The organism is Gilvibacter sp. CC01 (assembly GCF_055755295.1).
Window position 1 is genome coordinate 545,492 of the sequence record NZ_CM146909.1, and the last position, 18,552, is coordinate 564,043.

The window sequence follows — 18,552 nt, forward strand, 5'->3', positions numbered from 1 at the left end:
TATGGCCAAGAAGATTACCCTTCAGATCCCGGAACCCTGTCACGAAGACTGGAACCAAATGACTCCACAAGGACTCGGGAGGCACTGCGAAAGTTGTGCCAAGACCGTTGTCGACTTTACTGCCAAGTCAGATAAATTCATTGCCTCTTATTCTAAAAAGCACGACAATATCTGCGGACGCTTTAGATCAGATCAGCTCAATCGACCCATTGATCTTTCGGTAAGAAGAAACGCTATCTTACCCCCTCTGGCTGCGTCTTTTATATTGCCTTTGGCTATGCTTGCAGCTAGTTCAGCTTACGGACAAGAGTCGCCAAAACAGTTCTCTAGAGATGCGTCTTATGTCTCACTCCATATTGGGAGCCAAAAACAGCAGGCGTATAAAGATATTAAAGGCGTGGTTACCGATACCGCAGGAAATCCTCTACCCGGAGTAAGAATAAGCATCTTAGAAACCAACGATCAAATCCAAACAGACAATAAGGGAACTTACCGCTTAAAGGCTCAGGTGGGACACACTTTACGCTTTAGCTCTTACCTCTATCTAACGGAAGAAATTCAAGTCCATGAGCACCAAGACATCTATAGCTTTGCTTTGCAATACAGCCCAGAACATTTACCAGAGGTGGTCGTTGTGGCTCAGGCCATTAAGCGTGTAAGCGTCACACTTGGAGGAGTTTTACAACTGGAAGAACCCATGGAAAAGCAAGTTGATAATGATACGGTCAAAACTGTGCGTGGCAATATAATCGACGATACGGACCTACCCCTGCCTGGTGTAGCCGTTGTAATTCGCGGTACAACGCACAGCACAATGTCCGATTTTGATGGAAACTTTGAAATAGAAGTTAAACCAGGACAAGAACTCCAATTCAGCTATGTTGGATTTGAAACTGTTGAGCTTCCCATTGCTAGATCAACCGATACTTTAAATGTAAAGATGGTTCCAGGCACTGAATTTGAAAACATGTTAGTAGTTGGTCAGCTAGTTGTTAAACAAGGCGGAATCAGCGTCACTGAAGTATACCCAGAAGACTTTAGATCGTCCTATAATCCGTCGACCAATTTTAACGGCAATCCGCAATTACAAGAAGATAGAGCTCGGTATGCCAACACTATTGAGTTTCAGCGTTTAGAACGCGAAAAGAAAAAGGCAGCACGCAGGGCGCGCAAAAAACGCAAATAAGGAGCTACGCACAATAAGATGCTATGCAAAAAGTTATATTTTTACACAAAATAGATCTTTATGCGAAGCTTACTTGCCCTGACTATCTTGGGTTTTGTTGTTCTCCTTTCCAGTTGTCGAAACGATTTTGAAACCGTACCCAATACAGGTATGTTGGAATTTTCCAGAGATACCGTTTATCTCGATACGGTATTTACCAATATCGGTTCCAGCACCTATAACTTAAAGGTATACAATCGTGGAGATGAGGATATCAACATCCCAACCGTACAATTAGGACAAGGAGAAAGCTCTCTTTACCGATTGAATGTCGATGGAATTCCGGGTAAAACTTTTGAAGATGTGGTGATCCGTGCCAAGGACAGCATTTTTGTCTTTGTAGAGACCACTGTGGACATAGAAGATTTTGCCGCTACAGCCAATCAATTCCTATATACCGATCAGATCCAATTTGACAGCGGCGCCAATCAGCAAGACGTTGAACTGGTAACCCTGGTACAAGATGCGGTGTTCCTGTTTCCGGAGCGCGATGCAGATGGCGTTGTAGAGACCTTGAATTTAGGAACTGATGCCGATGGGGAACCCATTTTGATCGAAGGATTCATTTTGGAGGACGACGAATTGACTTTTACCAATGAGAAGCCTTATGTGATCTACGGTTATGCGGCAGTTAATAGCGGAAGCACCCTTACGGTAAACCCTGGGGCTCGTGTACATTTTCATGCCAATAGTGGCATACTTGTAGCGAACAATGCCACCATGATCTCTAATGGTGCGCCTAGCGGAGATGCTGAAGCACTGGAAAACGAAGTTATTTTTGAAGGCGATCGATTAGAACCTGGATTTGCAGATGTTCCTGGGCAATGGGGCGCCATTTGGCTGACCCAAGGGAGCACAGGACACACCTTTACCAATACCACCATTAAAAATGCCACTGTTGGCATTTTAATGGATCGCAACGACGGTTCTGCAGACCCTACCCTAGTGTTGAACAATGTGCAAATCTACAACAGTTCGAATGTTGGCCTTTTGGCCCGTACAGGATATGTGGACGGTCAGAACGTGGTGATAAACAATGCCGGACAATCTGCCTTGGCATTGAGTTTTGGCGGACGCTACAACTTTAGACATTGCACTTTTGTCAATTATTGGAACGATAGCTTTAGAAGCTTCCCAGCCGTACAATTAGACAATGTTTTAGTATTGAGTGAGACGGATATTCGCTTTGAAGACCTTATCGAAGCCAACTTTACCAATTGTATCATTTACGGCAACGAGAATATCGAGCTCGGCTTGATAGATGGCGGCGGCGCAGCTTTTAACTACAATTTTACCAATACCCTATTGCGCTTTAACGATGTGCAAGGAGTGTTTGATGGTGATCCGCTCTACGACTTCACTAATGCGAGTAGATACAACAACTTAGTGGTTAATGAAGATCCGTTGTTTTTGGCGCCTTTTGAGAATCAGTTGAATATTCCTGACGATTCAGGAGCGAACGGTTTAGATGCCTCTGGAACAGCAATAGTTCCATTTGACATTCTCAATGTTGCACGAACTTCTCCTTTCGATGCTGGAGCCTACGAAAGCGTTGTATTTCCAGACGAAGACTAAGGCTGATTCAGACGATAGACCTCTAGTGGCCCATTGTTGTTGGTCACCAACAGACGACGCTCGCCATTGGCCAGCGTGATCAGATCCACATCTTTGGCGTCGCCACCTCCGGCCAAACCAGACTCCGAATCTGCGAGCATATGGAATTTTCCGTCCTTGAACTGCATCACCGAACCACGAGAAGCATCATAACGCGTGGTCTCTACTTCTGTGGGATACAAATTCCCCACAGCTATGATCTCTTGAGTGCCGTCTCCATTTAAGTCTACCACTTCAAAGTCCATAATAGGTGCCACTTGGGTCATTCGAGGTAATTCGACACGGGTAAAAGACCCACCACCTTCGTTAATAAGCGCCATATGATGGAAATCTTTAATGCTGTAATGCAGGGCTGAGGCCAATTTATCTTCTCCTATGATCTCTCCCAAGGAGGCATTGGCAAAAGATTGGAAGTTGGTGAATTTGTCTAAGATAAACGGCATCTGCTCTGAGGAGCATTCACGTCCTCGCATAGGCACTAGCTTGCCTTTATAATCTTTAGAGAAGACAATGTCGTAAGTCCCGTTATTGTCAAAATCGTCACAAAAGACATGAAATGGTTTATCTTCTTTGGCCGTCATTTTGGAATTGGTACCGAGGTTGCCCAAAAGGTAATCCATATCGCCGTCGCCATCCAGGTCTGCCTCTTGTATGGCAAACCAAAGACCGTTGGAATCCTCGAAGCCTTTAAAATTCTGCTTGCGAAAAGTACCTTTATTATTGGCAAAGAACTGCACGGGGCTCCACTCACCTACTATGACCAGATCCTTATCACCATCGCCGTCGTAATCTGAAAAGACAGCACTGGTCACCAGTCCAACGCGCTTCAAGTCTGGCTGGGTGATGTTTTGAAAACGCCCGTTTTGATTAATCAGCAATCGCGACTCCGGAGCATATGGATACTTATCCGGAATTACTCGGCCCGCTACAAAGAGATCAATATCACCATCGGCATCTACGTCTTCTGCCAATACTACCTGATTACTCGTTGTTTCAACCGGTAAAACTCCCTGCGTGCGTTTAAATACACCAGCACCATTATTCTCGTAAAGCCTGTCTTGATACAGGGCATCGCCTTCTGGAGCCGCTGCTCCCCCACTGGCAACATAGAGGTCCATATCGCCATCGCTATCGTAATCTAAAAAGACTGCACCAGTATCTTCATACGGAGCATCTTGCAACCAACCTGAAGTTTGATTGGCTTTAAAACTACCATCGGGCTGCTGCATGTATAAAGCTGCCGGACTGCCGGCGGCACCTCCTACGAAAATATCAGTTAAGCCATCGCCATTGACATCTGCCTGAGCAGAGAAAGGTCCGTTCTGTGACTGCGAATACGGCAGTAATACTTGTTTTCTAAAATCGTTGAAGCGGTCTTCTTTATGATAAAAATTCAATCCGGTTTGCTGCGGATCCAATTTGGCTAATAAGGCCTCTGGCTGCTCTGGCGAAGTAGTCACGCTAGAAGCTCCGCCGTAGGCTAATTTAAGCCTGCTATTAGCAGGGATATCGTTTATGGTCTGAACTTTACCGTCGGGCCAAACCACCTCTAAACTACGTACAGTTGCAGCCTCACCAATTCCGAGCACCGCAGTATAGTCAACAGAAGACAAATAACCTCTGGACGGATAATGCTCATAATACACGATCTGATTGTCAAGGGTAGCAGTAACTTTTGCTCCTAAACCAAAGGAATTTCCACTAGGTCCTTCAAGATCGAGCATTAAAGAATTTCCGCTTTGACCGCTCGGACTGTTATTCCTGTATATGGCAGCCTCAGCATCCATATTATTTAAGATCATATCTAGATCCCCATCTCTATCTAAATCCGCATAAGCTGCACCATTGGAATTGAAATTGGCATTATCCACCCAAGCGGTAGAGACATCGGTAAACTTGAGCTCGCCTTTATTTTTAAAGACTTGGTTTGGAGTCACATCAGAAGGAACCAATTCAAGGTACTCTTGCAGTGATAGCGGCCTTTGTAAGGCATCTTGCTGACTAAAGACCTTTTCTTTAATGTCGTTATCGTTAAGGTTCTCTTTAATTCCGTTGGTGACAAAAAGATCTTTTTTACCGTCTAGATCTATATCGAAGAATAGCGGTGCCCAGCTCCAATCGGTCTTTGCTATACCGGCAAATTGTCCCAATTCACTGAAGCTGTTATCTCCATTGTTGAGCTGCAAAGAGTTCAGCATGTATTGATGGTGAAAACCAAAATGTACAAAGGCATTGAATTTATCGGTATCCATGCTCGGCATAAAGGTTTTGGAGCGCACGTGATCGTCCGGCGTCATATCCGTAACATAGATGTCTAACTGTCCGTCGTTATTAACGTCAACCACATCACTACCCATACTGTAATAAGTAATGTGTTTCATGCTTTCGCGTACCTTGTTGCTAAAGGTCTTATTGCCATTGTTCACATAGTAGAGGTCTGGCTCTCCAAAATCTGTAGAGACATACATGTCCGGATACCCGTCTTTATTGAGATCTCCAACGCCAATGGCGTTTTTATAACCGTAATTGACCAGGCCAGCAGCATCGGTCTTTTCTACAAATTTTCCGTTTTCGTTCTCGTAGAAATTATCCGTTCTAAGGACCCCATCGTTGATCGCTTTAACATAGCTGGCAAAACTTTTCGGATTCTTTTTATCCGACCCGGGCATGGGGTGATTCGCCAAGTACATGTCCAAGTCTCCGTCTAGGTCATAATCTAAAAAGGCCGCCTGAACACTGTAGTTCTTAATGTCTAAGCCGTAAGCAGCAGCCTCTTCACTAAACGTACCATCTCCTTTGTTAATAAATAGGCGGTTCGCTAAATATTGTTGATTTGAATATGGCCCAGCCTTACAAACATAGATATCAAGAAGTCCATCTGAGTTAATGTCTACCATACTCACCCCAAAAGACCAACCGGCTACATAATTACCAATTCCAGCTTCTACAGTAACTTCTTTGAATTTAAAATTTCCTTGGTTAAAGTAGAGTTTGTCGTCAACGGAGTTTCCCGCAAAATAGAGATCGGGCAGATCGTCGCCGTTGAGATCTCCTACGGCAACTCCTCCTCCATTGTATATCTGTGTATAGGAACGGTGATTCTTGTATTCCGTTTCTACAATACCATTCTTAAAGCTGATCCCGGTACTGGCTGGGTTAAGCAGTTCTAAAAAAGTAGATTCTGTATTGTCAGCATTGACTGTAGTAGCCAGTGGGCGTTCAATACTAGCAATGCTGGGTGAATTATCACAGCTCTGCAGACAGGCCGCCAGAGCAAATAAGATAAAGCCGGAGTACTTCATTCAAGTCACATTTTAATGCGCTAAAGCGCAGATGGAAGTCCTCCAAATATAGCTGCGTAGCTTCAGATAAGCAAGCCCTAAGCGTTAAATAAGGGACGCCCAGCCATCAAGGCGTTTACTGCCTCGGCCACGGCTTCCAATTCTGCAGTGTTGTCAGGAGCTTGGATCACGCGGTCTATTAGTTCAACTATGGTCTCCATATCGTTTTCCTTTAAGCCGCGCGTAGTAATTGCCGGAGTTCCGATGCGAATCCCAGAGGTAACAAATGGCGATTGGGTATCAAAAGGTACCATGTTCTTATTCACCGTGATCTCTGCTCGGCCAAGGGCCTCCTCTGCAGCTTTTCCGGTAATGTCTTTGTTGCGCAGATCTATGAGCATCATATGATTGTCAGTTCCGCCAGAAATTACCTCATAACCGCGGTCTACAAAGGCCTGCGCCATGACCTTAGCGTTCTTTTTAACCTGTACCATATAATGCAAGAACTCCTCAGAAAGAGCCTCTCCAAAAGCTACTGCTTTAGCCGCAATAACATGCTCCAAAGGACCACCTTGATTCCCAGGGAATATACCACTGTCTAATAGCGATGACATCTTACGCAGATTACCGTTCTTTAAGGTTATCCCAAAAGGATTGTCAAAATCTTTACCCATCATGATGAGTCCACCACGAGGCCCGCGTAAAGTCTTGTGGGTAGTAGTAGTGATCACGTGACAATGTGGAACCGGATCCGCGATTAGGCCTTTAGCGATAAGTCCTGCCGGATGCGCAATATCTGCCATAAGTAAGGCTCCTACTTCGTCTGCGATCTCGCGGAAACGCGCATAATCGATCTCTCTAGAATAGGCACTAGCCCCGGCTATGATCATTTTTGGTTTTTCGCGCTTGGCGATCTCCATGATGTTATCATAACTCAATAGGCCAGTCTCTTCATCCACTCCGTAGAAAACAGGTCTGTAAAGCTTACCCGAAAAGTTTACCGGAGATCCATGTGTCAAGTGCCCTCCATGTGCCAGATCAAAGCCCATAAAGGTGTCTCCCGGCTTTAAACAAGCGGCGAACACCGCTGTGTTGGCCTGAGACCCGGAGTGCGGCTGAACGTTGGCGTATTCGGCCCCGAAGAGCTCTTTGGCACGCTCAATGGCTAATCGCTCCACTTTATCCACTACTTCACAGCCTCCGTAATACCGCTTGCCAGGATAGCCTTCGGCGTATTTGTTTGTGAGTACAGAACCCGTAGCTTCCATAACCTGAGGACTTGCAAAGTTCTCAGAAGCAATAAGTTCCAAACCGTTGAGTTGTCGTTGTTCTTCTTCTTGAATTAGGGAAAAGATCTCGGTATCGCGTTGCATTTTATAAGCTTAAAAATTACGAGATCAAAAATACGCAATAGCTGCTTTTGCACCATCTAAAATCATATCTTTGATTAGACGATTTACCAACAATTTATTAAGAACCAACCATGCCATTATCAGCAAACAATCCAGATCGCACTACTTGGTTAGAAGTAGCGCCAAACTCGGATTTCCCAATACAGAACATTCCTTTCGGCGTTTTTTTAACGCGAGATGACATTATTACCATAGGTACTCGGATCGGAGATTTTGCCATAGATCTTGGTGCTATGCATCAGTTGGGATACTTTGAGGGGATAGATCTTACAGACGATATCTTTTTGCAAGACAGTCTGAACGATTTTATCTCTGATGGCCGCAAGACTTGGCGTTTGGTTCGCAATCGTATCTCTGAGGTCTTTGAGGCAAATAACCCAAAGCTGCGTGACAATATGGAGCATCGTGAGGTGATTATATTCACTATGGACGAGATCGAGATGCAATTGCCTGTTAACATTGGAGACTATACAGATTTTTATTCGAGCAAGGAACACGCCACCAATGTTGGTAGCATGTTTCGTGATCCGGAAAAGGCATTATTGCCAAACTGGTTGCACATACCTGTGGGCTATCACGGGCGCAGTTCTTCCATAATTCCCAGTGGGATCAATGTGAGAAGACCTAAAGGACAAACATTACCACCAGATTCGAACGAGCCCGTATTTGGACCTTCAAAGCGCGTGGATTTCGAATTGGAAATGGCCTTTATTACTACGGATGCCAATCATTTAGGGGAGCCGATTCCTGTGGATGAGGCCGAAGACTATATTTTTGGCCTGGTCCTTTTTAACGATTGGAGTGCTCGCGATATTCAGAAATGGGAATACGTGCCGCTAGGCCCTTTCCTTGCCAAGAACTTCGCATCTAGCATTTCGCCTTGGATAGTTACTTTGGATGCCTTACAACCCTTTAAGGTGGATGGCCCTGAACCAGAGAAACCGCAACTTCCTTACTTACAATATACAGGCCCTAAGAGCTATGACATTAATCTGGAGGTCTATTTACAGCCCGAGGACAGTGAACCGCACAAGGTTTCGACTTCCAATTTTAAATATATGTATTGGAATATGGCTCAGCAGTTAGCGCATCATACCGTAAACGGATGTAATGTGGTGAGTGGAGACATGATGGGAAGCGGCACCATTTCAGGTCCAACTCCAGACAGCTATGGCTCTATGTTGGAATTGTCTTGGGCTGGGAAGAATCCGCTACAACTGCCAGACGGTTCTACGCGTTCCTTTATAGAAGACAACGATACGGTGATTTTAAAAGGATATTGCCAAAACGACCAAGTACGAATTGGTTTTGGCGAATGCCGCACCAAACTCTTGCCTGCGCTTAAATAAATCTGTGCAGATCTGCGGCTTGTATCTCATAATGAGAAGCTGCATGAACTGCGCTACCGTTTTTTATAACCAATAGCTGCGGACTTTGATGCAGCACTTGAAAGCGAATGGCGATCTCGTTCGAGATTTCTCTGTATGACAAAAGATCCAATATATAGGGTTGCATTTGCTCTAGAGGTAGGTCGTAGCTTTTAGTAAACTGCCTCAGCACCATTGCACTTATCCCACAGCGGGTGGAATGTTTAAAGATGACAACAGCTTTAGTGGCTGAGACCGAGCTCAACGCATCCAGCTGGTCCATGCTCGTTATTTGTGTCCATGGGACTTCAGATTGAGGCTCTTGGGGAGCTGAATCGCTAGTAAACAGTTTTCTAAATAAACTCATAGCACAAAAATAATGGTTTTGACCGCTTTACAGAAGGCGGTGACTGTCGATTTTTGACATTTTGTCGGATAAAACCCAGATGCATTACGCCAAAATGACGGGAATTTAAAATGGTCTGAGTTTTGATTTTAACAGCTCGAATCCAAATCAAAGATGACGATGAATTTTAATAATTACACTATAAAATCACAGGAAGCTGTACAGCAGGCGCACCAACTCACTCAAGAGTTGGAGCATCAGCATATAGATCCGGAGCACTTGTTCAAAGCAATGCTCGAGGTCGATGAGCATGTGCTGCCCTATCTGCTTAAAAAGCTTAACGTGAACCCTACTACCCTAGAACAGATCTTGGACAAGGAGCTTCAGCGCAAGCCAAAAGTAAGCGGAGCAGAGATCATGTTAGGGCGTGAAACAGCAAAATTGCTCAATGAAGCCTCTATTGGTGCTAAGAAGCGCAAGGACGAATTTGTGTCTATAGAGCACCTCTTATTAGCGCTTTTTGAAAGCAAGAACAGTATTGCTCAGGCCTTGAAAGATCAAGGTGTGAATACCAAGAGCTTAAATGCGGCGATAGATGAGCTGCGCAAAGGAGAACGGGTTACATCCGCATCCGCAGAAGAATCCTATAACGCTTTGAACAAATACGCCAAGAATCTAAATCAATTGGCGCAAGAAGGTAAGCTAGACCCGGTTATTGGCCGTGACGAAGAAATAAGACGCATACTGCAGATCCTATCTAGACGCACCAAGAACAACCCTATGCTGGTCGGAGAGCCTGGAACGGGAAAGACCGCTATTGCAGAAGGTTTAGCGCACCGTATCGTAGACGGAGATGTGCCCGAAAACCTGCAGCAAAAGCAGATCTTTAGTCTGGATATGGGGGCTCTGATCGCTGGAGCGAAGTTTAAAGGAGAGTTCGAAGAACGCCTTAAAGCGGTGATCAAAGAAGTGACCTCTAGTGATGGAGATATTGTCTTATTCATAGATGAGATACACACTTTGGTCGGAGCCGGAGGTGGACAGGGAGCCATGGACGCCGCCAATATCCTTAAGCCAGCCTTGGCAAGAGGAGAACTACGTGCTATTGGGGCCACCACTTTAGATGAGTATCAGAAGTATTTTGAAAAGGACAAAGCCTTGGAACGTCGTTTCCAAAAGGTACAGGTAGATGAACCCGATACCGAAAGTGCGATCTCTATCTTAAGAGGTATAAAAGAAAAGTACGAGACCCACCACAAGGTGCGTATCAAGGACGATGCAATTATTGGCGCGGTAGAACTATCTCAGCGTTATATCACCAACAGATTCCTGCCCGATAAGGCGATCGATCTTATGGACGAGGCAGCCTCTAAACTGCGGATGGAGATCAATTCCAAACCAGAGGAGCTGGATGTTTTGGACAGAAAGATCATGCAATTGGAGATTGAGATAGAAGCCATAAAGCGGGAAAAGGACGAGGCTAAGCTCAAGATCCTTCGTGCAGATCTGGCCAATCTCAAAGAAGAACGCAACGAGATCCATGCGAAATGGAAGCAAGAAAAAGAGGTTGTAGAAAGCGTTCAGCAAATAAAAACTGAGATAGAGGCATTCAAAATCGAAGCCGAACGCGCCGAACGCGAAGGCGATTACGGTAAGGTAGCCGAACTGCGATATGGAAAGATCAAGGAAGCTCAAGAAGCACTAGAAGCTAAACAAGTAGAATTGGCCGCCCAGCAAGGGTCTTCGCTCATCAAGGAAGAAGTCACCCATGAGGATATCGCAGAAGTCGTGGCCAAGTGGACCGGAATTCCTGTAACCAAAATGTTGCAGAGTGAACGGGAAAAATTGCTGCTATTGGAGCAAGAGCTGCATAAACGCGTTGTGGGGCAAGAAGAAGCCATTACAGCGGTAAGCGATGCGATTAGAAGATCTAGAGCTGGTTTGCAAGACGCTAAAAAACCTATCGGTTCTTTCCTATTCTTGGGAACCACAGGGGTTGGAAAAACAGAATTGGCCAAGGCCTTGGCAGAATACTTGTTCAATGACGAAAACGCTATGACGCGAATAGACATGAGCGAGTATCAAGAAAGGCACAGTGTGAGCCGCTTGGTAGGAGCTCCTCCGGGATATGTAGGCTATGACGAAGGCGGGCAACTTACCGAAGCTGTGCGACGCAAGCCGTATTCGGTGGTCTTATTGGATGAGATCGAAAAGGCGCACCCAGATACCTTTAATATTTTATTGCAAGTATTGGATGAAGGTCGCCTGACGGATAACAAAGGGCGCGTTGCAGATTTTAAGAATACCATTATAATCATGACCTCAAACATGGGAAGTACTGTGATTCAGGAGCGTTTTGAAGCTATTAAAGATCAAGACAGTGCCATGGAAGCTGCCAAAGTAGATGTCCTAGGATTACTCAAACAGACTGTACGTCCGGAGTTCTTGAACCGTATAGACGACATTATACTGTTCACACCGTTAAGAGAGCAAGACATAGCGCAAATTGTGAGTATACAACTCCGCAGTGTAATAAAAATGCTGGCAAAACAGAACATTACCTTAGATGCTACGGATGATGCTATTGCATATTTGGCCGAACGTGGATTCGACCCTCAGTTTGGAGCCAGACCTGTAAAGCGTGTGATCCAAAGAGAAGTACTCAACGAACTCTCCAAGGAGATCTTAGCCGGAAAAGTATCGGCAGAAAGCATCATTTTGCTCGATAGTTTTGACGGGAAGCTCGTTTTTAGAAATCAGAACGATCTGGTAACTCCTTAATATAATTGAATCAAGTTAAAACCTCCTGCGGGAGGTTTTTTTATTTAAAATAATATACCGTTCGGTATTTTATTATGGAGAATTTACCTAAAGTATTAGAAAGCACAACCAAGATCCGATTTCAGGATTGCGACCCATTTAATCATTTAAACAATGCGGAATATCTGAACTATATGATCAATGCCAGAGAAGATCAGCTTATTGCGCACTACGGTATTGATATCTACGAATTGGGCCGCAAGGAAGGAAAGAGTTGGGTTGTTGGCAGCACGCAAATAGCTTATCTAAAACCTGCTTTTACTATGGAAGAGGTCAAAATAAGCAGTCAATTGTTGCATTACACAGACACGAGTTTATTGGTAGAGATGCGAATGAACGGTCTTAAAAAAGACGAACTCAAAGCTGTTATGTGGAGTAACTTCGTGCATTTCAACCTCTTAAAGCAGCAAAGAGAGCAGCATTCACAAAAATTTATGAATCTTTTCGAAGCAGTAGCAAATCCGGTAGCTGAAACGACATTTGAGGCCAGAATTTCGACAGTTCGGTCGCAAAAGGTGTAACAAAGATTTTTCTGGGTCGTCATATGGATGTATCAAACAAAAAACGAAAACTCCAAAAAATGAAGATCATGGAAACAGCAATCAACAAAAAGATACAACCTAAACGCAATCACGCCTTAGCCGTTTACGTTGAGGTTGTTACCCTAGTAACACTATTCTATTCACTTTCTATCAGCATGTTGTAAGAAAGGACCTTAGAAAAGGTGATTGCCTAGGGGGAGCTAAAGGGCTTCTTTTAGGCAATTTTTTATTTAATAACTTCACGGTCTAAAACCGCTTTATGAAACGCGCTTTACTTTTTATACTGCTGATGGGAGCCGTATTGGCTCCGCAGCAATTCTTCGGACAAGAAAAGACATCAGACCAGACCACAGTGTATTATTGCATCAGACATGCGGAAAAAGACCGTTCTGATGCCAACAACAAAAATCCGAATCTCACCGAGGCCGGTAAACAAAGGGCTGCCAAGTGGGCTAAAGTATTTGAGAATGTAGCCTTTGAAGCTATTTACAGTACAGATTACAACCGTACACAACAGACAGCGCTACCTACTTCTCAGATGCAGGAATTGGAAATTCAGTCTTATGACCCAAGAAATCTTTACAGCGTGGACTTCGCAGCAGCGACTCAAGGCAAAACGGTATTGGTTGTTGGGCATAGCAACACCACTCCTATGTTCGTAAACGCTGTTTTAGAAAAAGAAACTTATCCTTGGATAGCGGATGACAACAACGGCATGCTTTTCATAGTCACCAAAAATGGTGAAAAGGTCACCGTACAGGTCTTACAGATCGATTAATTCGACTTCGGGTCAACTTCAATGTCCATATAGGTAGTAACAGCTTTGCGCTGCATATTCCCAGAATTATAGGCCATCCCCAGAGAATCAATGGCTACTTCTTTATTTCTATCTGGAGTTTGATACAGTTCGAAATCAGAGAAGAGCATGCCACCAACACGGCGTTTATAAGCAGCCGCCATAAATTGCTTTCTGCCACTTGCGGCCTCGTTCTGTTTGGCGATAAAATCGATCTCGTAGGTATCGGCGCTGATCCACAAGACATAAGCGCGCTCGTCCGGATCTGCTCCCGGAATTTGTTTATAGCTCACTTTTAACTTGTGATAAGGTTTTAGACGCATATTCTCAGTACCTAAATACTCCAATACAATATCGTTACCCGTTAAGGAATACGGAATGTAGAAATCGTAAGCTACGTTGTTGACCCGCTCTCTAATTAAGGTCATTTGACGCCCTCCGTGGTCCACAAGGCTATCTCCGATCTTATAGATAAGACCACCGTTAAAGGTGTTTACAACATGAAGCGCCCCATCTTTTTCTTGGGACATTTTGTAGTCATAAGTGTAACCCTCGCGCTTGAGCTCAAAATCGTAATTGTTCAGCGCAAAGCGTATGGTAGCGCCATCATAGCGAGCACCGCCATGAGCAGTTATTGCACTATCAAGTAGGGCTCTGGGTTCAATAGCTTCAGATTTAGCCGATTGCTCACAGCTTTGCATTAATCCTACTAGTAACAGCAATAAAAAGGTTCTAAAGTGCATCGTCTACTATTTTCACTTTAACATTTTCCAATTCGATCTTTGAGACCTCAATAAGCGATCCCTGCTCGTAGAGGTAATCCAGATCCTCCAGGGCTACATCCAAACCTTGCGGTTTGCAATTCACATAATCTTGAAAACGCAATCCGTTTATCTCTCGTGGATTGTAGGCCGCTCGGAAGCGAATCCCACCCCCATCGGTCTCGTAAGAATAGGCCAAATAATCCATAGCGCCCGTTTCTGTGTCAAACCAGTACATAAATACATCTTGAAAATCTACACCGCCACCTTCTTGCTTAAAGCGCACTTCAACTTCGTGATAGGCTCTCCCTTTAATAGAGTCGGTCCCGATCAGCTTTTTTTCTACGGCAGGCGCATGCAAACCATAAGGCAAGCGCGCAAAATAATGAACAGAGTTAACACTATTGGTGAACTTGACCTTCATAGAATCTACAATATTTATCTCAAATTCGTCATTCAATACTTGGGTATAGCCCGAATTGGTAACCCGGTCTGTTATCTTACCGATAGCATCGTTGTACGAAATCCTGTCTAAGGTGAATGTTCCGCCCTCTTGCAAAGATCTGTACTCATAATCTCTAAACTTGAATTCCATCTCGGCTTTCTCAAAAAGTGGGCCTCCGTGATATTCAATAGCGCGGTCTACGATTTGCCCAGCAGTCAATCTGGGTTTAACAGCTTTGGGATCTGGCTCCTGTTGCTCTTTGCTGGGGCCACTGTTACAGCTCCAGAACATCAGACTGCATAAAAGCAGTATTGTGGTCGATTTCAACATAAAACAAAAATACACAGAACTAACAATCTGCTCGTGCCGGAGCTCTTAAAATTTTGATAAGAACAAAAATCCAAAAGCCAGTGACTATGGCCGACAATTACATGGGAATTAAATGTAAATTTGCGGCATGAGTTTGCAAAAACAAGTGAAAATAAAGAATCGCAAAGCCCGCTTTGAATACGAGATCCTTGACCGCTACACGGCAGGTATCGTTCTGGCTGGTACCGAGATCAAAGCCATACGAGAAGGACGCGCCTCTATAGCTGAGAGTTTTTGCGAGTTCAACGATCGTGGTGAACTCTTTGTCATTAATATGACCATAGAGGAGTATTCTCATGCAACGCACTTTAACCACAAGCCGAAAAGTGAGCGTAAATTACTCCTGAATCGCAACGAGTTAAAGAAACTTGAAAAAGAAGTTAAAAACTCAGGCTTGACCATTATTCCCCTTTTATTGTTCACCAACGATAGAGGTCTTGCCAAGATGGAGATCGCACTGTGTCGCGGTAAAAAACTCTTTGACAAACGCGAAACCATCAAAGACAGAGACAACAAGCGTAACCTCAGCAGGATCAAAAAGAACTTTAACAATTAATGGTAAATTTATGTTAGCTAACACTTTTTTAAGAGGTGGGTAGCCTACCATTGATTTTATTTGCTCCAAAACACTGACCATGCAAAAACCGCTACTCCTACTCTTTTTGTTTTTAAGTGCAAGCCTGCAGGCCCAGATAAAAGGTCGGGTGACCGATTCTAAGGGCGAGCCTCTACCCTTTGTGAATATTTTTGTGCAAGACAGCTACTTAGGTACAACCTCTAACGAACTCGGGGATTACATACTAGAACTACCAGAAACTGGAACTTATACCCTGGTTTTTCAATATTTAGGCTTTGAAGTAAAAACCCAGCAGCTCGAGTACAAAGGAAAACCCCAAGAATTAAATATGAGTCTGCAGGCCACCAGCCTTAGCCTTGACGAGGTAGTTATCGATGCTAGTGAGGATCCGGCCTATAGGATCATAAGACAAGCCATAGCGAATCGCAAAAAGAACAGCCAACGCATCGCCGCCTTTACAGCAGACTTTTACTCTAAGGGCTTATGGAAGGTCACCGAGGCGCCAGAGCGTATTATGGGAGAAGATATTGGCGATTTCGGAGGAGCTTTAGACTCTACCCGAACCGGGATCATTTACCTATCAGAAACCATTTCAGAGATCTCTTACCAACAACCTGACGATTTTAAAGAGCGCATAATAGCTTCAAAGGTTAGTGGTAATGACAACGGCTTTAGCTTTAACAGCGCGGGAGATGCTAACTTTTCTTTTTACAACAATACCATAGATATCAATGCGCAATTGGTATCTCCTATTGCCAACAACGCTTTAGAGTATTATCGCTACAAATTAGAAGGGGTCTTTTACGAGAATGACAAACTGATCAATAAGATCTTAGTCACTCCTAAACGCAGTCAAGACCGCGTTTGGGAAGGTTATATTTATATAGTGGAAGACGATTGGGAATTCTACGGCATAGACCTTAGCACCTCTGGTACTTCTCTGCAGATCCCGTTTGTGAAGGAACTCGTGTTTAAACAGAATTTCACCTTCGACAAGGAAAATCGGTTTTGGGTAAAGATTTCCCAGACCATAGATTTTAGTTTTGGGCTCTTTGGGCTTAATGGCGATGGACGATTTACAGCTGTTTACAGCGATTACGATTTTTCCCCTGGCTTTACCAAACAAAGTTTTACCAATGAGATCCTCACCTTTGTAGACAATGCGAACGAGAAAGATTCGCTCTATTGGAACCAGGTTCGCCCTGTACCGCTGACTCCTGAAGAGATCGCAGATTACATTCGCAAAGACAGCATTCAGACCTTGCGCAAGTCTAAAACCTATTTGGATTCCATAGACGCTGGGAACAACAGGCCATCGCTTTTAGCGCCACTTACTGGTTATACCTATCGCAACAGTTATGAGCGATGGAACATTTCTTATGATGGTCCAAGTGTTCAGTTCAATACCATTCAGGGCTATGTTCCAGAGGTCGGTTTGCGCTTCTTTAAAGGGTTCGACGAGAACTACACGAAATGGCTGAGTTTCAACTCGCGTTTCAATTACGGGATCGATGAAGATCGATTCCGCTTTGATGCCGGCCTTACCTACCGCTTCAATGCAAAAAATCGTGCGAGACTCAGTGTTAATGGTGGTGTGACTGTAGAACAGTTCAACCGTGGGGAGCCCATTTCACCTTTTGTGAACACCATTAGTAGCTTGGCTTTTGAGCGCAATTACCTAAAGGCCTACGAGCTGCGTTCTGGAGCAATTAATTACGGGCAAGAAGTGGTGAACGGTTTGTTTATAACGAGCAGACTGGCTTATGAAGAGCGCGTACCGCTGTTCAATACTTCAGATCAGGTTTGGTTTAGAAATTCCGGTGCTTCCTACAACTCCAACAATCCGTTGAATCCTACAGACTTTGAAAATGCAGCCATTGATAAGCACAATATTGTTAAAGCTGGCCTAAGAGCGTTCATCACTATTGGGCAGAAATATATGAGCTATCCCGATTTTAAATTCAATGTGGGGGGTGACAATAGATTTCCGCGGATACAGCTCAATTACGAAGGTGGATTCGCTGCCTCTAATGACAATTACAACTTTCATCAATTCAGCGCGGGGCTTTACCAAAGCTTTAAAATTGGCAATAAGGGACGCTTTCGTTATAACCTAAAAGGAGGGACTTTCGTGAATGGAGAAGGCATTTCCTTTGTAGATTTTCAGCATTTCAATGGGAACCAAACCCGCGTGAATGATGGCGGGGTGTATACCAACGTTTTCAACAATCTCCCCTACTACGCCTTAAGCACCAATGATTCCTATATGGAATTTCATGCAGAGCATCACTTTAACGGCTGGCTCTTAGGGAAGATCCCGGGATTAAATCAGCTCAACTTCAATTTGGTTCTTGGTGGGCATGTATTGAGTACCGTAGGCAACAAGCCTTATTACGAGTATTCTGTTGGTTTGGACAATATTGGTTGGGGTAAGTATCGTTTGCTGCGGATAGATTATGTGCGTTCTAGTCTTAATGGGGTTAATGACGGTATTTTTGTCTTTGGCCTCAAGTTCTTGGACTTCTTAGATTAAGCCTTTTACGCAACCAAAAAAGCATTTTTGTATCTTTTGTAAAATGCTTGTTATGAAAAAATTAATTCCTCTTTTCGTTTTAATAGCGGTCTTGTGGAGCTGTTCTTCGGATGACGACGGTACTCCGCCTAGTTTTGAGGCCTTTAGTCTTAAGACCTACCAACCCAGTGCTATGAACCCTGAGGTTCAGGAGTTCGAGACTGGAGAGATAGTCTGGTCCTTTGACTTTGCCAATCAAAAGGTGGTTGTAGAAGTAGCCTTAGGGGCAACTTCCATTCGTTTAGATCCTGGCACTTATGATTATTCCTTGAACGACAATGTCTGCAACTACGACGACAATCGTTATTTTCATATAGGTAGTGATGCCATTGGTCTGTTGATCATGGACGATTATGCCTCCGGAGTTGTGATCATCTCCGACGGCTGTATAGACGGACCCATTTTTAATTTTGAGCGCGACTAGC

General features: G+C 44.2%; 14 protein-coding genes. 9 read left to right on the forward strand and 5 right to left on the reverse strand.

The window, feature by feature from the left end; genetic code table 11:
• The first annotated feature begins 1 nt into the window (after position 1).
• Positions 2 to 1,186, forward strand: coding sequence for a carboxypeptidase-like regulatory domain-containing protein (locus AC0J2F_RS02570; protein ID WP_473008550.1), 1,185 nt, complete (start codon positions 2 to 4; stop codon positions 1,184 to 1,186).
• A gap of 60 nt (positions 1,187 to 1,246) precedes the next feature.
• Positions 1,247 to 2,800, forward strand: coding sequence for a hypothetical protein (locus AC0J2F_RS02575; RefSeq protein ID WP_473008552.1), 1,554 nt, complete (start codon positions 1,247 to 1,249; stop codon positions 2,798 to 2,800).
• On the opposite strand, the gene AC0J2F_RS02580 is transcribed toward AC0J2F_RS02575, so the two are convergent.
• Positions 2,797 to 6,141 carry a VCBS repeat-containing protein gene (locus tag AC0J2F_RS02580; RefSeq protein WP_473008553.1) on the reverse strand — a complete coding sequence of 1,115 codons (3,345 nt, stop codon included), beginning with the start codon at positions 6,139 to 6,141 and terminating at the stop codon, positions 2,797 to 2,799. The genes AC0J2F_RS02575 and AC0J2F_RS02580 overlap by 4 nt on opposite strands.
• Before the next feature lie 77 nt (positions 6,142 to 6,218).
• A complete protein-coding gene (gene glyA, locus AC0J2F_RS02585) occupies positions 6,219 to 7,493 on the reverse strand; it encodes a serine hydroxymethyltransferase (protein ID WP_473008555.1) in 1,275 nt (424 codons plus the stop codon).
• Between the two features lie 110 nt (positions 7,494 to 7,603).
• Here glyA and fahA point away from each other — a divergent pair, with 110 nt between their 5' ends.
• Positions 7,604 to 8,881 (forward strand): fumarylacetoacetase, encoded by a 1,278-nt coding sequence (gene fahA / locus AC0J2F_RS02590; RefSeq protein WP_473008557.1) that lies wholly within the window; start codon positions 7,604 to 7,606, stop codon positions 8,879 to 8,881.
• On the opposite strand, the gene ytxJ is transcribed toward fahA, so the two are convergent.
• Positions 8,874 to 9,266, reverse strand: coding sequence for a bacillithiol system redox-active protein YtxJ (gene ytxJ, locus AC0J2F_RS02595; RefSeq protein WP_473008558.1), 393 nt, complete (start codon positions 9,264 to 9,266; stop codon positions 8,874 to 8,876). The two genes, fahA and ytxJ, sit on opposite strands and share 8 nt — an antisense overlap.
• 159 nt (positions 9,267 to 9,425) lie before the next feature.
• On the opposite strand from ytxJ, the gene clpB reads away from it, so the two are divergent.
• The 3 genes from clpB to AC0J2F_RS02610 all read left to right on the forward strand — a co-directional run bounded on the left by clpB (position 9,426) and on the right by AC0J2F_RS02610 (position 13,385).
• Positions 9,426 to 12,026 (forward strand): ATP-dependent chaperone ClpB, encoded by a 2,601-nt coding sequence (gene clpB / locus AC0J2F_RS02600; RefSeq protein WP_473008560.1) that lies wholly within the window; start codon positions 9,426 to 9,428, stop codon positions 12,024 to 12,026.
• Between the two features lie 74 nt (positions 12,027 to 12,100).
• Positions 12,101 to 12,586: an acyl-CoA thioesterase gene (locus AC0J2F_RS02605; RefSeq protein WP_473008561.1), complete on the forward strand. Its 486-nt coding sequence runs from the start codon at positions 12,101 to 12,103 to the stop codon at positions 12,584 to 12,586.
• Between the two features lie 280 nt (positions 12,587 to 12,866).
• Positions 12,867 to 13,385 (forward strand): histidine phosphatase family protein, encoded by a 519-nt coding sequence (locus tag AC0J2F_RS02610; RefSeq protein ID WP_374958985.1) that lies wholly within the window; start codon positions 12,867 to 12,869, stop codon positions 13,383 to 13,385.
• Here AC0J2F_RS02610 and AC0J2F_RS02615 read toward each other — a convergent pair.
• Together AC0J2F_RS02615 and AC0J2F_RS02620 are read right to left on the reverse strand one after the other, a co-directional pair.
• Positions 13,382 to 14,146: a DUF6503 family protein gene (locus AC0J2F_RS02615; RefSeq protein WP_473008562.1), complete on the reverse strand. Its 765-nt coding sequence runs from the start codon at positions 14,144 to 14,146 to the stop codon at positions 13,382 to 13,384. The two genes, AC0J2F_RS02610 and AC0J2F_RS02615, sit on opposite strands and share 4 nt — an antisense overlap.
• Positions 14,136 to 14,939, reverse strand: a complete 804-nt coding sequence (locus AC0J2F_RS02620) for a DUF6503 family protein (protein WP_473008563.1) — start codon at positions 14,937 to 14,939, stop codon at positions 14,136 to 14,138. The genes AC0J2F_RS02615 and AC0J2F_RS02620 overlap by 11 nt, the downstream gene beginning before the upstream one ends.
• Before the next feature lie 127 nt (positions 14,940 to 15,066).
• Here AC0J2F_RS02620 and smpB point away from each other — a divergent pair, with 127 nt between their 5' ends.
• From smpB to AC0J2F_RS02635, 3 genes are all read left to right on the forward strand, one after another.
• Positions 15,067 to 15,534, forward strand: coding sequence for an SsrA-binding protein SmpB (gene smpB, locus AC0J2F_RS02625; protein WP_473008565.1), 468 nt, complete (start codon positions 15,067 to 15,069; stop codon positions 15,532 to 15,534).
• A gap of 79 nt (positions 15,535 to 15,613) precedes the next feature.
• Positions 15,614 to 18,088 carry a DUF5686 and carboxypeptidase regulatory-like domain-containing protein gene (locus AC0J2F_RS02630; protein WP_473008567.1) on the forward strand — a complete coding sequence of 825 codons (2,475 nt, stop codon included), beginning with the start codon at positions 15,614 to 15,616 and terminating at the stop codon, positions 18,086 to 18,088.
• Between the two features lie 52 nt (positions 18,089 to 18,140).
• Positions 18,141 to 18,551: a hypothetical protein gene (locus AC0J2F_RS02635; protein ID WP_473008568.1), complete on the forward strand. Its 411-nt coding sequence runs from the start codon at positions 18,141 to 18,143 to the stop codon at positions 18,549 to 18,551.
• Position 18,552: the final 1 nt, after the last annotated feature.